Source organism: Roseateles oligotrophus, from assembly GCF_025717515.1.
Classification (GTDB): domain Bacteria; phylum Pseudomonadota; class Gammaproteobacteria; order Burkholderiales; family Burkholderiaceae_C; genus Paucibacter_A; species Paucibacter_A oligotrophus.
Genome location: NZ_JAJIRN010000002.1, coordinates 282,301 through 295,065, shown reverse-complemented (window position 1 = coordinate 295,065; position 12,765 = coordinate 282,301). Strand labels below are relative to the sequence as shown.

The window sequence follows — 12,765 nt, the reverse complement described above, 5'->3', positions numbered from 1 at the left end:
ACCTATCATTTGGACCTATATGAAGACATTGGCAAAAAGCAAGAAAGGGCGAGCATGAAGGTCTTGCTCATCGACGATCACCCGCTGATCTTGTCGGCGCTGAAAACTGTCATTGAAGGTCTGGATGAAAGCGTCGAGGTGATCGGTGCCGATAGCGCCGCCGCCGCTCGCTTGGAGCTCGGTAAACATAGCGATTTCGATCTGGTTTTGCTTGATTTGCAGCTCGGCGATGCCAGCGGCTTCGATGTTCTGGACGAGTTTCGGGCCGCCTATCCGGCCTTGCCGGTGGTGGTCATCTCGGCTTCGGACCGGTCCAGTGATGTGATCAGAGCGATTGATCAGGGTGCGATGGGTTTTGTGCCCAAACGTGCCGGTACCGAGTTGCTGTCGCAAGCCTTGAAGCTGGTGATGGCGGGGGGGATTTACGTGCCACCGATGGATTTGGGCGCGGAAACAAGCCCAAGTTTGAGTGGCAAGGCTTTGTCAAAGCAAGCCAAGTTGGTGCAGATTCAGCAACAGGCGATGTCTTCGAACTATCAGGTTTCGACCGGGCTGGAGAGCTTGGCTTTGACCCCGCGTCAAACCGATGTCTTGGCGCTGCTTTTGCAAGGCAAGCCGAACAAGATCATTGCCCGCGAACTGGGTATCACCGTTGAGACGGTCAAGGATCATGTCGCGGCAGTTTTGAAAGCACTCGGCGTGGGCTCCCGAACTCAGGCGGTACTGGCGGTCGGTCAGATGGTGCAACACCAGCCGGAAACGCTTTTTTCAACCTGGCGCGGGGCCACCACGCCATAAGTTGCGGCGCAATTCAGCTGGGGCTGTAGGCCAAACGCACATAGATGGGAGCGAAGGCCTCGGCCTGCGTAATTTCCAACAGCCGTTCGCGCGCCAATTCCAGCATCGCGATAAAGGTCACGACCAGCACCGCTTGGCCGCGGCTGACGTCAAACAGATGCTCGAACTCCAGAAAACGCTGACCCTGCAGGCGCCGCAGCACAATGCTCATGTGCTCGCGCACCGACAACTGTTCGCGGGTGATCTTGTGATGCTGATTGAGCTTAGCGCGGCGCAGGATGTCGGCCCAGGCATCGCGCAAGTCGTTCGCATCAACGTCCGGAAAACGTGGCTGCAGCGACTGCTCGATATGAACTTGAGCGAGCTGAAAGTCGCGCCCGGCGACCGGCAGCGCCCCTAGGCGAGCCGCGGCCAGTTTGATCTGCTCGTATTCGAGCAAACGCCGCACCAACTCCGCGCGCGGGTCTTCGGGCTCGGAGCCGTCTTCGGTCTTCTTGGGCGGCAGCAGCATGCGAGATTTGATCTCGATCAGCATCGCCGCCATCAGCAAATATTCGCTCGCCAACTCCAGATTATGCTTGCGCAGTTGGTCGACATAACTCAGATATTGCCGCGTCACGTCGGCCAGCGGGATATCCAGGATATTGAAATTCTGGCGCCGGATCAGGTAGATCAGCAGATCCAGCGGCCCTTGAAAGGCCTCCAAGAAAAGCTCTAAAGCGTCCGGCGGGATGTACAGATCCAGCGGCATCTGGAACAGCGGCTCGCCGTATAGCCGAGCGACCGCCACGCTGTCGACCGTCTCGGGCAGGCCCGGCAAGGCGGGCACCGAGGGATCCAGCACCGGCAGGCTCAATGGCGCGGTGCTTTCCGGTAAAGCGCTCATCCAGCTGCTTGGCTGCGCCGATATCTACTTGGTCTGATAGACGTAGGGCTGCTGGGCCACGCGGGCGGCGCGAAAATCGGCCTGCTCGGCGCGGTCAACCGGCTTTTCCCACAGCAAGGCGCGCCCGTCGCGTTGCTCTTGCTCGAGCGTCGGCTTCTTGGCCTTCAATGCATCGATGAAGTTGCTGACTTCGGACTTGTAAGGCTTCCAGAACAATGGCATGGCGTAAGGTCAAAAGCGTGAAAGGGGGGAGTTTACAGGCCGGACGGCCTTAAGGAGGCCAGTCCGGCCTGCAAATCGGCATGAATACCATCGGCGCCCAAGGCATCGGCCAAGCCGCCGCGGCGAACCAGGCTGGCCACTTGATCTTGCAAGCCGCAAAGCAGCAGGCGGCGCTGTTGGCGGGCGAGAGCGCGCTGCAGCTGCAGCAAGGCGTCCAGCCCCGAGGTGTCTATGGAAATCAGCAAATGCATGTCCAGCAGCAGGACGCGGCAATCGGCGCTCAATTGCTCGGCCAGATCCTCGACCTTGCCGACCGCGCCGAAGAACAGCGAGCCGTACAGCTTCATGCATTGGGTGTCGGCAGGCTGCTCGGGCATCTGTATGGGCTCGACGCGAAAGAGTTGGCTCATGCGGTAAATGAAGAACAGACAGGCCAGCAGCAGCCCGACCTCAACGGCGACGGTCAAATCAAACACCACGGTCAACACAAAGGTACCGAGCAAGATTGTTCGGTAAGGCAGGCTGAATTGACGCAGGCGGGCGAATTCATGCCACTCGCCCATATTCCAGGCCACCACCAACAAGATACCCGCCAGTGCCGCCAAGGGGATATGGGCCGCCAGCGGCGCCGCCAGCAAGATGATGAGCAAGAGGCTCAGCGCATGCACCATGCCGGCGACCGGGCTGGTGGCGCCGGCGCGCACATTGGTGACGGTGCGGGCGATGGTGCCTGTGGCCGGGATACCGCCGAAGAAAGGCGTCACGATATTGGCGATGCCCTGAGCCATCAGCTCCTGATTCGGATCATGGCGTGGTTGTTCGCTGAGGTTGTCGGCCACGCGCGCGCAGAGCAGGGATTCGATCGCACCGAGCATGGCAATCGTCAGCGTCGGGATCAGCAGCAGCTTGACCGTCGCCCAACTGAATTCGGGCAGGGCGAAGACGGGCAGCGCCTGCGGGATGCCGCCAAAGCGGCTGCCTATGGTCTCGATCGGCAAAGAGAACCAGTAAGTGGCGGCAGTGGCGCCGACCAGTGCAATCACGGTGCCGGGCAGTTGTGACATCCAGCGCTGCGTACGCGCGCGCAAGGACGGGTTGTCGCGCTGCATCTCGTAGGTCTTGGGCCACAGCATGACGATGCCGATGCAGGCCAGCCCTACGAGCGGAGCCCAGGCCTCGGCCTCGCGCCAATGCGCGCTGAGCACGGTAATCTGGCTGAAGAAGTCGGCCGGCATTTGGGCGATCTTGAGGCCGAAAAAGTCCTTCAGCTGCGACAGCCCAATCAGAATTGCGATGCCATTGGTGAAGCCGATCACGATGCTGACCGGGATGTAGCGCACCAGGACGCCCAGCCTCAAAGCCCCCATCAGAACGAGCAAGCCACCCGACAAGATCGTCGCAATCAGCAAGTTGGCCAGGCCGTAGCGCTGCACGATGCCGTAGATGATGACGATGAAGGCCCCGGCCGGGCCGCCGATCTGAACGCTGGAGCCGCCCAAAGCCGAGATCAAGAAACCGGCAATGATGGCGGTGAAGATGCCTTGCTCGGGCTTGACGCCCGATGCAATCGCAAACGCAATCGCCAAGGGCAGGGCGACGATGCCGACCGTCAAACCGGCGCCGATATCGCCAATTAGGCGCTGCTTTGAATAACTCTGCAGCAGCGCCAGGGAGCGCGGGCGGAAGCGATGCAAACGACCCGGCTTGATTGGCATTGGTCGCCGTTTCAGCGCACCCGCATGCCGGGTTGCGCGCCTGGGAAGGGCTCCAGCACGAAGATGCCGGGGTGCCTCTTCTCGTCGGCGTGAGAGGCCGCCAGCACCATGCCTTCGCTGATGCCGAACTTCATCTTGCGCGGTGCCAGATTGGCCACCAGCACGGTCAACTTGCCTTCCAACTGCTCCGGCTTGTAGGCGCTCTTGATGCCGCTGAAGACATTGCGCAAGCGGCCCTCGCCGGCGTCCAAGGTCAGGCGCAAGAGCTTGTCCGAACCTTCGACGGATTCCGCTTTGACGATCTTGGCAATGCGCAGATCGACCTTGGAGAAATCATCGATCTTGATTTCCGGTGCCAAATCCTCGCCACCCGGGATCACCTTGGGTGCCTCGGGCGCTTCGAACAAGGCCTCCAGCAACTTGGCGTCGACGCGCTGCATCAGATGCTGATAGACGCCGATCTGGTGCGGGCCCATCGCGCGCGCGGCATCGGCAAACTGCAAGGGCTCGATGCGCAGGAAGGCCTCGACCTTGGCCGCCAACTCGGGCAAGACCGGCTTCAGGTAGATCGTGAGCAGGCGGAAGGCCTCGATGCAGACGCTGCAGACGTCATGCAGCACGGCGTCCATGCCTTCCTTCTTGGCCAGATCCCAGGGCTTGTTCTGGTCCACATATTCATTGACCCGGTCGGCCAGCAACATGATCTCGCGCAGCGCCTTGCCGAACTCGCGTTCCTCATATAACTCGGCAATCGCGGCCGCTTGGGCGCGCAGGCCGTCCAGCAGCGTGCGGCCCTCGACGCCCAAGTCGCCGGACAAATGGCCGTCAAAACGCTTGGCCAGGAAGCCGGCCGCGCGCGAGGCGATATTGATGTATTTGCCGACCAGATCGCTGTTGATGCGGGCGCAGAAGTCTTCCGGATTGAAGTCGATGTCTTCGACCTTGGCGTTCAGCTTGGCCGCGATGTAGTAGCGCAGCCATTCGGCGTTCAAGCCCAGGCCCAGGTACTTCAAGGGGTCGAGGCCGGTGCCGCGGCTCTTGCTCATCTTCTCGCCGTTGTTGACGGTCATGAAGCCATGCACATAGACATGGTTGGGCGTCTTGCGGCCGCTGAAATGCAGCATCGCCGGCCAGAACAGCGTGTGGAAATAGGTGATGTCCTTGCCGATGAAGTGAATCTGCTCCACCGTCTCGTCGGCCATATAGGCATCAAAGTCGCCGCCGGTCTTGGCGAAATAATTCTTCAGCGAGGCCAGATAGCCGATCGGCGCGTCCAGCCAGACGTAGAAATACTTGCCCGGCGCGTCCGGAATCTCGATGCCGAAATAGGGCGCGTCGCGGCTGATGTCCCAGTCTCCGAGGCCGCCCTTGCCCTCTTCATCCTTGGCGAACCATTCCTTGATCTTGTTGAACACCTCGGGCTGCAAGCGCCCCGGAGTCTGCGTCCACTCTTCCAGGAAGGCGACACAGCGCGGGTCGCTGAGTTTGAAGAAGTAATGCTCGGAACTCTTCATCACCGGCGTCGCACCGGACAGCACCGAGAACGGATTCTTCACCTCGGTCGGCGTGTAGACCGCGCCGCAGACCTCGCAGGAGTCACCGTACTGATCCTTGGCGCCGCATTTCGGGCATTCGCCCTTGATGAACCGGTCGGGCAGGAACATCTGCTTTTCGGGGTCAAAGAACTGATCGATGGTCTTCACGTCGATCAACTCATTGCGGCGCAGCGCGCGGTAGACGTCGCGGCTCAGTTCGTGGTTTTCCGGCCCATCGGTCGAATGCCAGTTGTCGAAGCTGATGTGGAAACCGTCGATATAGGTCTTGCGCCCGGCGGCGATATTGGCGACGAAAGCTTGCGGCGTGATGCCGGCTTTTTCGGCCGCGATCATGATGGGCGCGCCATGCGCGTCGTCGGCGCAGACGAAGTTCACATGCTGGCCCCGCATGCGTTGGAAGCGCACCCAGATATCGGCCTGGGTCCATTCCATGATGTGGCCAATATGGCAGTTGCCGTTGGCGTAGGGTAGGGCGGTCGTGACGAAGAGCTTACGTGTCATGGTGTGTTTGCGGGCCTGGCAACAGTGCCTGGCAGCAGTGCCGGGCAGGCCGGCATTTTAGGGCCTGCGCTGGCGCAAACCTTGGGCCGATTCGCAAAACACCCGGCCGACCCAGCGCCGGCCAGCGCTCGGGCGGTGCGGGTCCGACTCTGAAGTCAGACTTCAGGCGGCAGTCGGAGGGGTGCCGTCGCCGCCGTCCGGCTCAGCCGATGGGCCGCCGTCGGGGCTCTCTCCGGCCTCGCCGCCTTCGGTCGGTTGACCGTCGCCGTCAACCTTGCTGACCTTGCGTTGGCGCTTTTCTTCGACCTTGCGCTTCTTGGCCAATTCACGTTGGCGTTTTTCGTATGAGTAGTTGGGTGTGGCCAATGCCGTGCTCCTGCAAGAGTCCGCGAGGCGCGGATTTGCCTTCACTGTAACCGCTGCGCGGCTTTTTGCCCTCGGCCGATGCGCGCAGGCAATGTCTTTTCCTTCTGTTCGAGTTAGCGCGGAATGCTCTATTCGAGTTTAGGCATGACGGGTAAGTCCATGATTTTTAACGGCTTGAAAGACTATCCACCTTTGCTGTGGATAACTTTGTGGACAAGGCCGCCGGGCTGGCGCTAAGCCCTTGAAGCGCGGCGCTTGGGCTTAGCCTGCCTCTTTTCGAAGCACTGAGGCGAGCCTTATATAAATCAATGACTTAGCGTGATGGCCGGGTGTCTTTGCAGGTCCTTACAAAATCTCTGCCATTGCACTTGACCCTGGCGTGAAATGGGGATAAGTCAAGCCTGCAGTGGCATATGTCACGAAAATCGATGGCAAACGAGCCGCCTTGGCGTCAGTTTTTTCCACATTGGCTGTGGATATCCATGTGGGTCGCCTTAGCAAAGCGTGTTTAAGTGCTTGATTGCGCTGGAATTTTGTTGGTTTGCCTGAATTTGTTGCAGTCTGTTTGAGCGACTTGGGGGCAATGCCTAGGGCCGGTGTCGCGCGGCACGGCTAAAATCGCGCCCTTTGCACAACAGCGGCTCTCGATGTCTCAGGCACAGCAAGGTAAGACGGCGTCAAAAATCGCCGATGTATTCGAGTTGAAGAGCGCCTCTTTGAGCCTGCTCTCCTTGGTCTTGAAGTCGGCCGATTTGTCGGCGCTGGCGACGGCGCTGCACGAGCGTCTGGGTGATACGCCGGATCTGTTCAACCACGAGCCGCTGCTGATCGATTTGACCCATCTGAATCGCAGCGCGCCGAGGCTTGGTGTTGACGGATCCGAGCCGGCGCAGATGAGCTTGGAGGACGAAGCGGCGACGGAACTGGATTTTGCGCCCTTGCTGCTGCTGTTGCGACGCTACAACATGCAGCCGGTGGCCGTGTTGGGTGCGACGGCGGCCGAATTGGCTCAGGCCTTGTCGCTGGGCTTGGCCGAATCGCCCGAACCCGATATGGCGCATGGCCATCAAACGCAAGCGGCGGCCGTCCAGATTCAGGTTCAGGAAGTCGTCAAAGAGGTGCGTGTCGAGGTCGTCCGTGAAGTTGCGGTGCCCGTCGAGGCGGCCAAGACCATGATCATCGACAAGCCTTTGCGCTCGGGCCAGCAGATCTATGCCAAGGGCGGCGATCTGGTCGTGCTGGCCTTGGTCAATCATGGTGCCGAGGTGATCGCAGATGGCAGCATCCATGTCTATGCACCGCTGCGTGGCAAGGCCATTGCAGGCGCCAAGGGCAACACCGAAGCGCGGATTTTCGCCACCAGCATGGAGGCCGAGTTGATCGCCATCGCGGGCACCTACCGCACGACCGAGAATCCGCTGCCCGACACGGTATTCGGCAAAGCGGCGCAAATACGCTTGGAAGGCGAAAAGCTGGTGATGGAGCCGCTCAAGCTTTGAAATGAATGCAATCGAGGCAGCGAATTCTTCGCGGTCTCAGTGGACTGTCTTTTTTAGGGAATTGATTCGATGACAAAAATCGTCGTGGTGACTTCGGGCAAGGGCGGCGTCGGCAAGACCACCACCAGTGCCAGCTTCGCAACCGGCTTGGCCTTGCGGGGACACAAGACCTGCGTGATCGACTTCGACGTCGGCCTGCGCAATCTGGATCTGATCATGGGCTGCGAGCGCCGCGTGGTCTATGACCTGATCAACGTCATCAACGACGAGATCAAGCTGAGCCAAGCGCTGATCAAGGACAAGCAACTGGACAAGCTCTTCATCCTGGCCGCATCGCAAACGCGCGACAAAGACGCGCTGTCGGTTGAAGGCGTCGAGCGGGTGCTGGAAGAACTCAAGGCGATGGATTTCGAGTTCATCATCTGTGACTCGCCGGCCGGTATCGAAACCGGTGCCTTGATGGCCATGCATTTCGCCGACGAAGCGATTGTCGTGACCAACCCGGAAGTCTCGTCGGTGCGCGACTCCGATCGCATCCTGGGCATGCTCAATAGCAAGACCAAGCGGGCCATCGAGGGCAAGGAGCCGATCAAGGAGCATCTGCTGATCACGCGCTACAACCCGAACCGGGTTGAGGGCGGCCACATGCTGTCACTGGAAGATATTCACGAGATTCTGCGCACGCCCTTGATCGGCGTGATCCCGGAGTCCGAGATCGTCTTGCAAGCCTCCAACCAGGGCTCGCCGGCCATCCATATGCAGGGCAGCGATGTGTCCGAGGCCTATAAGGATGTGGTCCGCCGCTTCCTGGGTGAGGAGCGGCCGATGCGCTTTGTCGAGGCGATCAAGCCGAGCTTGTTCAAGCGCCTGTTCGGCGGCAAGTGAGGAGGCAGTTATGGGATTTCTGAAATATTTCCTGGGCGAGAAGAAGACCACCGCCAACGTCGCCAAAGAGCGCCTGCAGCTGATCCTCGCGCATGAGCGCAATGGCCGCGCCGCCAGCCCGGACTACCTGCCTCAGCTCAAGAACGAGCTGTTGGTGGTAATCTCCAAATACATGAAGATCGATCCGGACGACATCAAGGTTAGCCTCGAGCATCAGGGCGATCTGGATGTGTTGGAGCTGAAGATCGAAATGCCCGACGGGCGTTGATTTTTAGTTGCGCTGCCCGCGTGTTTGTTCGCGAGACTGCTCGCGAGATTGTTCGCGCAGCATGAATAAGTACAAGCTCTCCACCTTGGTGCGCGCCCAAGGTGTCTTGCGCAAGAACTTCAGGCTTGAGGCCACGCTGGGGTCGATCACAAAGGATCGAATCTCTATCCTTTGCCCCAGCTCCTCCCAGCCGAAATAGTCGACCAGGGCGGTCACGATGGCTTCCAGCGTTAGGCCGTGCAGCGGGTCTTTCGGTTTGACTTGTTTTTGTTCGCTCATTTGTTCGCTTATGGCGGGCTTATTGGTGATCGAACTGTTGCCAGTTCTTGCCTTTGAATTGCGCGTAAAAGGCCTTGATGGCCAGCATATCGGCATCGATATCGCCGCTAGGTTTGAACACCGGCCCGAGGCCACTGAGCTTGCGCGGATAGTCCATATAAGCCATCACGATGGGCACTTGCGCGGTGTGGGCGATCCAGTAAAAACCGGTTTTCCAGTAGCGCGTCTTGCTGCGCGTGCCTTCCGGCGGCACGATCAATTGCACCGGGCCATCGGCCGCCAGCAGCGCCTCAGCGGACGCGGCGACCAGATTGGTGGACTGCTCCCGGTTCACCGAGATGCCGCCCAACCAGCGCATCAGGCCGCCAAAAGGCCAGCGGAAAATCTGGCTCTTGCCCATCCAGTAGGGCGTTAGCCGCAGGGCAAAGGCAACCATCAGCGTGTACGGAAGATCCCAGTTGCTGGTGTGTGGTGCGGCGATCAGCACGCATTTGGTTTGGCCGGGCGGCAGGCTGCCATCGATCTTCCAGCCCTTGAGCTTGAGGAAGGCCAGCGAGCCAGCGCGCAGCAAGCTGTTGATGACAGGCGTGGTGAAAATGGTTCGGTGCATGAAGCGAGCCTGTTGGCAATCAGATCAGCGCGGCCTAGAAAAACTTCTTTGGCCACGCAACAGGCTGGGATTATCCAGCGCCCACCGGGGCCACTGCCCGCTTTTCGGGCGCAGCAAGAAAGATTGACGGTTTTCAAGCATTTGTGGGCGCAAGCGCCATGAAAGCATGAATTGCTCAATGCGCCCCTGCTTCCTCCGCGATTGCGGTCCGCCAATTTCGTGCACACTGCGGCATCGCCACGGAGTGTTCGCGTGCAAGCAGCGGTCGTCGCAACAAAACTAGCCAATGTGTGGGCGGGACTGAGTGGCAAGACCTGCCCCTTTGTGGCGGCGCCTTGCCTGCCCAGCCTGCGGCCCGATGACGCCTGTTTCTCCTTGCCGATTGCCGACTGCATCACCGGCTTCTCCAGCCATCCGCATGCTTTGGTCTTGCTGATGCTGGGGGCTGCCGACGCGCAGGCACTTGCCGCGGCCATGTTCGGCTGCCCCCGCGAGCAACTGCAGCCGGCTGATGTGCAAGACGCCGGCATGGAGCTGTGCAACATCCTCAGTGCTTGCTTGCTGCAATGCCTGGAGGACAACAGCCTGACCAGCCTCGGCTTGCCTGAAATGCTCAGCCAGCCGCAGTGGCAAGTTTCCAGCCGTACGGGTGAGCCGCGCGCGCTTTTCGTTTCCGCCGACCAGACGCAACGTCTGGCGGTGATGCTGACCGATATCCATGCCCAAGCCGATGAGGCCATGCCTGGCGATGCGAGGCATCCGGGCGGCCTTTCTAGCGAGAATTGAACCTATGCAAACAGCCACACATGCGCCGCTACGCGTTTTGATTGTTGATGACAGCCGGGCTATTCAAGCCATCATCCAGCGGGTCTTGCAGACCGCGGGGCTTGGGCCTTTGCTGGTCGAGTTGGCGATGGACGGCGAGCAGGCGCTGCGCTTGGTGTCGTCGTTTGAGCCTGATCTGGTGATCTCCGATTGGCATATGCCCAAGGTCGGCGGCCTGGAAATGCTGCAGACCTTGCGGCAGATCGGCAGACATGAGATCAAGGTCGGTTTTGTCACCACCGAAACCGCCGCTCGCCATCTTGACCAGGCGCGCAGCAATGGCGCGCTGTTTGTGATCAACAAGCCCTTCAAGGACGAGGACTTGCTGCGCGAGGTACAAAAGGCCCTGGCGGAGCGGCTGGCCGAATTGCAAGCGCCACCCGGCCCGCCGCCGGCGCTGCAGTCGGTCGAGGCGCTGAGTCACCTGATCAAGTCGTTCTTGCATGACATCCCGTTTCGCTTGATTGCAGCGCCGGGTCAGCAACTGAGCGAGCTGAAGCTGCCGCACAACCTGGCCATGTATGTGGCTGCCGGCCATAAGTCGCCGCACGCGCTGGGAGTGCTGGATGTCAACTGCTGCTGCATCCTGGGCGGCGGCGGGGCGCAAATGCAGCCCGCTCCGGTGCGCGCGGCCATGCAGGCGGGCGTGCCGACGGCCGAGATGATGAAGTTTGCCGATCAGTTCATGCATTCCGCCGCCGGCCTTTTATTGAAGTCAAAGGACTCGCCCGAGGTGGCGCTCAAGGTGGCCAATTTGATGAGCAAGCCGTTTGAAAAAATGAGCGTGTTGATGGAGCGCGGCAATGGACGCAGCGACTATCGGCTCTCGGTGCCGGGTTACGGCGAGGGCCGACTCGCCTTCGTGCGGGTTTAGGAGCTTGACGGTATGAACTTGACGCTCGAAAGCCTGGCGGCGCTGTCGCTGTTTTTGGCCAATGTGATCGTGATCATCGTGGTCATCGCGACCTACTGGCGGATGACCCGCTACGAGGAAAGCAACCATATCCATATCGTCAATGCGCTGCGGGAAACCCGCGAGGCGGGGCGAGCGATGAAGTCGGCGTCGAATGAACTGATGCGGGTGGCCGAACGCGGCCTCGGCGCCGGTGGTGGCGTGGCCGCGGGCAATCTGTCGCCGGCCGATGTGCGCGGTTTGACCGAGCTGCCCTTGCTGATGCGCCAATTGCTCAATACCTTCGGCATGGAGGCCGGCAGTACTGCCGCGCAGCAAGAGTCCGAACGCCTGCCTTGGCCCGAACATGCCAGCGACATGAATGAGGAGAGCCTTGAAGCACTCAAGCGCAGCCATCGCAATGAGGTCGAGCGCATGGTGGCGCAGCGCCGCCGTGTGCAGGTCGAGTTGGCCCAGGCCCGTGAGCGCCTTGAAGAAAGCTCGCGGCTGCTGAATTCCTTTCGGTCCCGGACCAGTCAAACGCTCAACGATCAGGCCGAGATCAACGCAGCCCGCCAGCGCGCCGAACAAGCGCGCACGCAGATGCAGCAGTGGCAGGAGAAGCATGGCATGGCCGAGACCCGCGCCGAGCGGGCCGAACGCACCGCCGCCCGCCTGCAGCGCGAGTTGGAGACCCTGGCCTTGAATCCGGACACTGTCGCGGTGTCCGCCGGCGAGGCTGCTGCTGCCGACCCAGGGGCGCTGAAGAAACTCGAACGCGAGGCCAAGGCCCAGCGCGAGCAACTGGCCGAGGCGGGCGAGACGATTGAAAAACTGCGCCGCGATCTGGCAGTGCTGTCGGCCGATCCGCCGCAACATGACGATGCCGAAGCGGCCCATCCAAGCGATCTCGACGAAGCCCGCTCGCGGCTTGAAAAAGAGATTGAGCAGTTGAACGGTCGGGTCGAGGAGTTGGAGGACTCACTGCACCGCAACTTGGTCGAAAAGAATTTCATAGAAGAGCATTACCTGGCCGAAACCCGCAAGCAGCGCGAGGACGCCGCGGCGCTTGAGCAGGGCTTGGGGGAAGCTGCGCCGCCTCCAATCCCGGCTCTGACTCCTTCATCCGATAAAACCGCTTGAATAATCCCGCCTAATCTTCTGCGGGCCTCAGCAGGAGCAGATTGCTGCGCGGCTGGGCGACGCAGGGCAGTATCCAGCCCTCGGCCTTTTCCTCGGCGCTCAGGCCTGGCCATTCAATCAGATAGCTGATTTCGCCCTCCAGCAGCCGGCAGCGGCAAGCACGGCAAGTGCCGCTGCGGCAGGAACTCAGCAGCCCGCCGCCGCCTCGCAAGGACGCTCGCAAGATCGTCAGCTCGGGCTCGGCCCAGAAACTGATAGCTTCGCCCGCAAGCGTGATTTGAAAACGTTTCGCCATGGCGGGAATCATCCCAGAAAAGCCA

15 protein-coding genes are annotated in these 12,765 nt (G+C 60.6%); 7 read left to right on the top strand and 8 right to left on the bottom strand.

The genetic code is table 11. The annotated features are described in order from the left end of the window. The first annotated feature begins 54 nt into the window (after window positions 1–54). Window positions 55–798 carry a response regulator gene (locus LNV07_RS04555; protein WP_263569991.1) on the top strand — a complete coding sequence of 248 codons (744 nt, stop codon included), beginning with the start codon at window positions 55–57 and terminating at the stop codon, window positions 796–798. A 13-nt stretch (window positions 799–811) separates the two neighbouring features. Here LNV07_RS04555 and LNV07_RS04550 read toward each other — a convergent pair whose 3' ends face one another. From LNV07_RS04550 to LNV07_RS04530, 5 genes are all read right to left on the bottom strand, one after another. Next, window positions 812–1,684, bottom strand: coding sequence for a segregation and condensation protein A (locus LNV07_RS04550; protein WP_263569990.1), 873 nt, complete (start codon window positions 1,682–1,684; stop codon window positions 812–814). A gap of 24 nt (window positions 1,685–1,708) precedes the next feature. Next, window positions 1,709–1,906, bottom strand: a complete 198-nt coding sequence (locus tag LNV07_RS04545) for a DUF3460 family protein (protein WP_263569989.1) — start codon at window positions 1,904–1,906, stop codon at window positions 1,709–1,711. Between the two features lie 32 nt (window positions 1,907–1,938). Next, the gene (locus LNV07_RS04540; protein WP_263569988.1) at window positions 1,939–3,621 is read right to left on the bottom strand and encodes a SulP family inorganic anion transporter; all 1,683 of its coding nucleotides are present in this window, start codon (window positions 3,619–3,621) and stop codon (window positions 1,939–1,941) included. A gap of 11 nt (window positions 3,622–3,632) precedes the next feature. Continuing rightward, window positions 3,633–5,678 carry a methionine--tRNA ligase gene (gene metG, locus LNV07_RS04535; RefSeq protein WP_263569987.1) on the bottom strand — a complete coding sequence of 682 codons (2,046 nt, stop codon included), beginning with the start codon at window positions 5,676–5,678 and terminating at the stop codon, window positions 3,633–3,635. Window positions 5,679–5,840: 162 nt separating this feature from the next. After that, a complete protein-coding gene (locus tag LNV07_RS04530) occupies window positions 5,841–6,044 on the bottom strand; it encodes a hypothetical protein (protein ID WP_263569986.1) in 204 nt (67 codons plus the stop codon). A gap of 647 nt (window positions 6,045–6,691) precedes the next feature. On the opposite strand from LNV07_RS04530, the gene minC reads away from it, so the two are divergent. The 3 genes from minC (at window position 6,692) to minE (ending at window position 8,696) form a co-directional block, all read left to right on the top strand. After that, window positions 6,692–7,543, top strand: a complete 852-nt coding sequence (minC, locus tag LNV07_RS04525) for a septum site-determining protein MinC (protein WP_263569985.1) — start codon at window positions 6,692–6,694, stop codon at window positions 7,541–7,543. Window positions 7,544–7,612: 69 nt separating this feature from the next. Beyond that, window positions 7,613–8,428, top strand: a complete 816-nt coding sequence (gene minD / locus LNV07_RS04520; RefSeq protein WP_263569984.1) for a septum site-determining protein MinD — start codon at window positions 7,613–7,615, stop codon at window positions 8,426–8,428. A gap of 10 nt (window positions 8,429–8,438) precedes the next feature. Then, window positions 8,439–8,696 carry a cell division topological specificity factor MinE gene (gene minE / locus LNV07_RS04515; protein ID WP_263569983.1) on the top strand — a complete coding sequence of 86 codons (258 nt, stop codon included), beginning with the start codon at window positions 8,439–8,441 and terminating at the stop codon, window positions 8,694–8,696. Window positions 8,697–8,699: 3 nt separating this feature from the next. Here minE and LNV07_RS04510 read toward each other — a convergent pair whose 3' ends face one another. Both LNV07_RS04510 and LNV07_RS04505 read right to left on the bottom strand, forming a co-directional pair. Further along, window positions 8,700–8,975 (bottom strand): VF530 family protein, encoded by a 276-nt coding sequence (locus tag LNV07_RS04510; RefSeq protein ID WP_263569982.1) that lies wholly within the window; start codon window positions 8,973–8,975, stop codon window positions 8,700–8,702. Between the two features lie 19 nt (window positions 8,976–8,994). Next, complete coding sequence (locus LNV07_RS04505) at window positions 8,995–9,585, bottom strand: 1-acyl-sn-glycerol-3-phosphate acyltransferase (protein WP_263569981.1); 591 nt, start codon at window positions 9,583–9,585, stop codon at window positions 8,995–8,997. A gap of 252 nt (window positions 9,586–9,837) precedes the next feature. Here LNV07_RS04505 and LNV07_RS04500 point away from each other — a divergent pair, with 252 nt between their 5' ends. From LNV07_RS04500 to LNV07_RS04490, 3 genes are read left to right on the top strand one after another with little or no spacing between them, the layout of a single operon-like run. Then, window positions 9,838–10,371, top strand: coding sequence for a chemotaxis protein CheX (locus LNV07_RS04500; RefSeq protein WP_263569980.1), 534 nt, complete (start codon window positions 9,838–9,840; stop codon window positions 10,369–10,371). A 4-nt stretch (window positions 10,372–10,375) separates the two neighbouring features. Then, a complete protein-coding gene (locus LNV07_RS04495; RefSeq protein WP_263569979.1) occupies window positions 10,376–11,284 on the top strand; it encodes a response regulator in 909 nt (302 codons plus the stop codon). 12 nt (window positions 11,285–11,296) lie between these two features. Further along, window positions 11,297–12,445 carry a coiled-coil domain-containing protein gene (locus tag LNV07_RS04490; RefSeq protein ID WP_263569978.1) on the top strand — a complete coding sequence of 383 codons (1,149 nt, stop codon included), beginning with the start codon at window positions 11,297–11,299 and terminating at the stop codon, window positions 12,443–12,445. Between the two features lie 10 nt (window positions 12,446–12,455). Here the strand turns inward: LNV07_RS04490 and LNV07_RS04485 are convergent, their stop codons facing one another. After that, window positions 12,456–12,740, bottom strand: coding sequence for a 2Fe-2S iron-sulfur cluster-binding protein (locus LNV07_RS04485; protein WP_263569977.1), 285 nt, complete (start codon window positions 12,738–12,740; stop codon window positions 12,456–12,458). Window positions 12,741–12,765 lie beyond the last annotated feature (25 nt).

Bases quoted from the DNA above. Each gene is read 5' to 3' on its own strand.
- LNV07_RS04555 (WP_263569991.1), top strand. From the start codon at position 55: ATGAAGGTCTTGCTCATCGACGATCACCCGCTGATCTTGTCGGCGCTG.
- LNV07_RS04550 (WP_263569990.1), bottom strand. From the start codon at position 1,684: ATGAGCGCTTTACCGGAAAGCACCGCGCCATTGAGCCTGCCGGTGCTG.
- LNV07_RS04545 (WP_263569989.1), bottom strand. From the start codon at position 1,906: ATGCCATTGTTCTGGAAGCCTTACAAGTCCGAAGTCAGCAACTTCATC.
- LNV07_RS04540 (WP_263569988.1), bottom strand. From the start codon at position 3,621: ATGCCAATCAAGCCGGGTCGTTTGCATCGCTTCCGCCCGCGCTCCCTG.
- metG (WP_263569987.1), bottom strand. From the start codon at position 5,678: ATGACACGTAAGCTCTTCGTCACGACCGCCCTACCCTACGCCAACGGC.
- minC (WP_263569985.1), top strand. From the start codon at position 6,692: ATGTCTCAGGCACAGCAAGGTAAGACGGCGTCAAAAATCGCCGATGTA.
- minD (WP_263569984.1), top strand. From the start codon at position 7,613: ATGACAAAAATCGTCGTGGTGACTTCGGGCAAGGGCGGCGTCGGCAAG.
- minE (WP_263569983.1), top strand. From the start codon at position 8,439: ATGGGATTTCTGAAATATTTCCTGGGCGAGAAGAAGACCACCGCCAAC.
- LNV07_RS04510 (WP_263569982.1), bottom strand. From the start codon at position 8,975: ATGAGCGAACAAAAACAAGTCAAACCGAAAGACCCGCTGCACGGCCTA.
- LNV07_RS04505 (WP_263569981.1), bottom strand. From the start codon at position 9,585: ATGCACCGAACCATTTTCACCACGCCTGTCATCAACAGCTTGCTGCGC.
- LNV07_RS04495 (WP_263569979.1), top strand. From the start codon at position 10,376: ATGCAAACAGCCACACATGCGCCGCTACGCGTTTTGATTGTTGATGAC.
- LNV07_RS04490 (WP_263569978.1), top strand. From the start codon at position 11,297: ATGAACTTGACGCTCGAAAGCCTGGCGGCGCTGTCGCTGTTTTTGGCC.
- LNV07_RS04485 (WP_263569977.1), bottom strand. From the start codon at position 12,740: ATGGCGAAACGTTTTCAAATCACGCTTGCGGGCGAAGCTATCAGTTTC.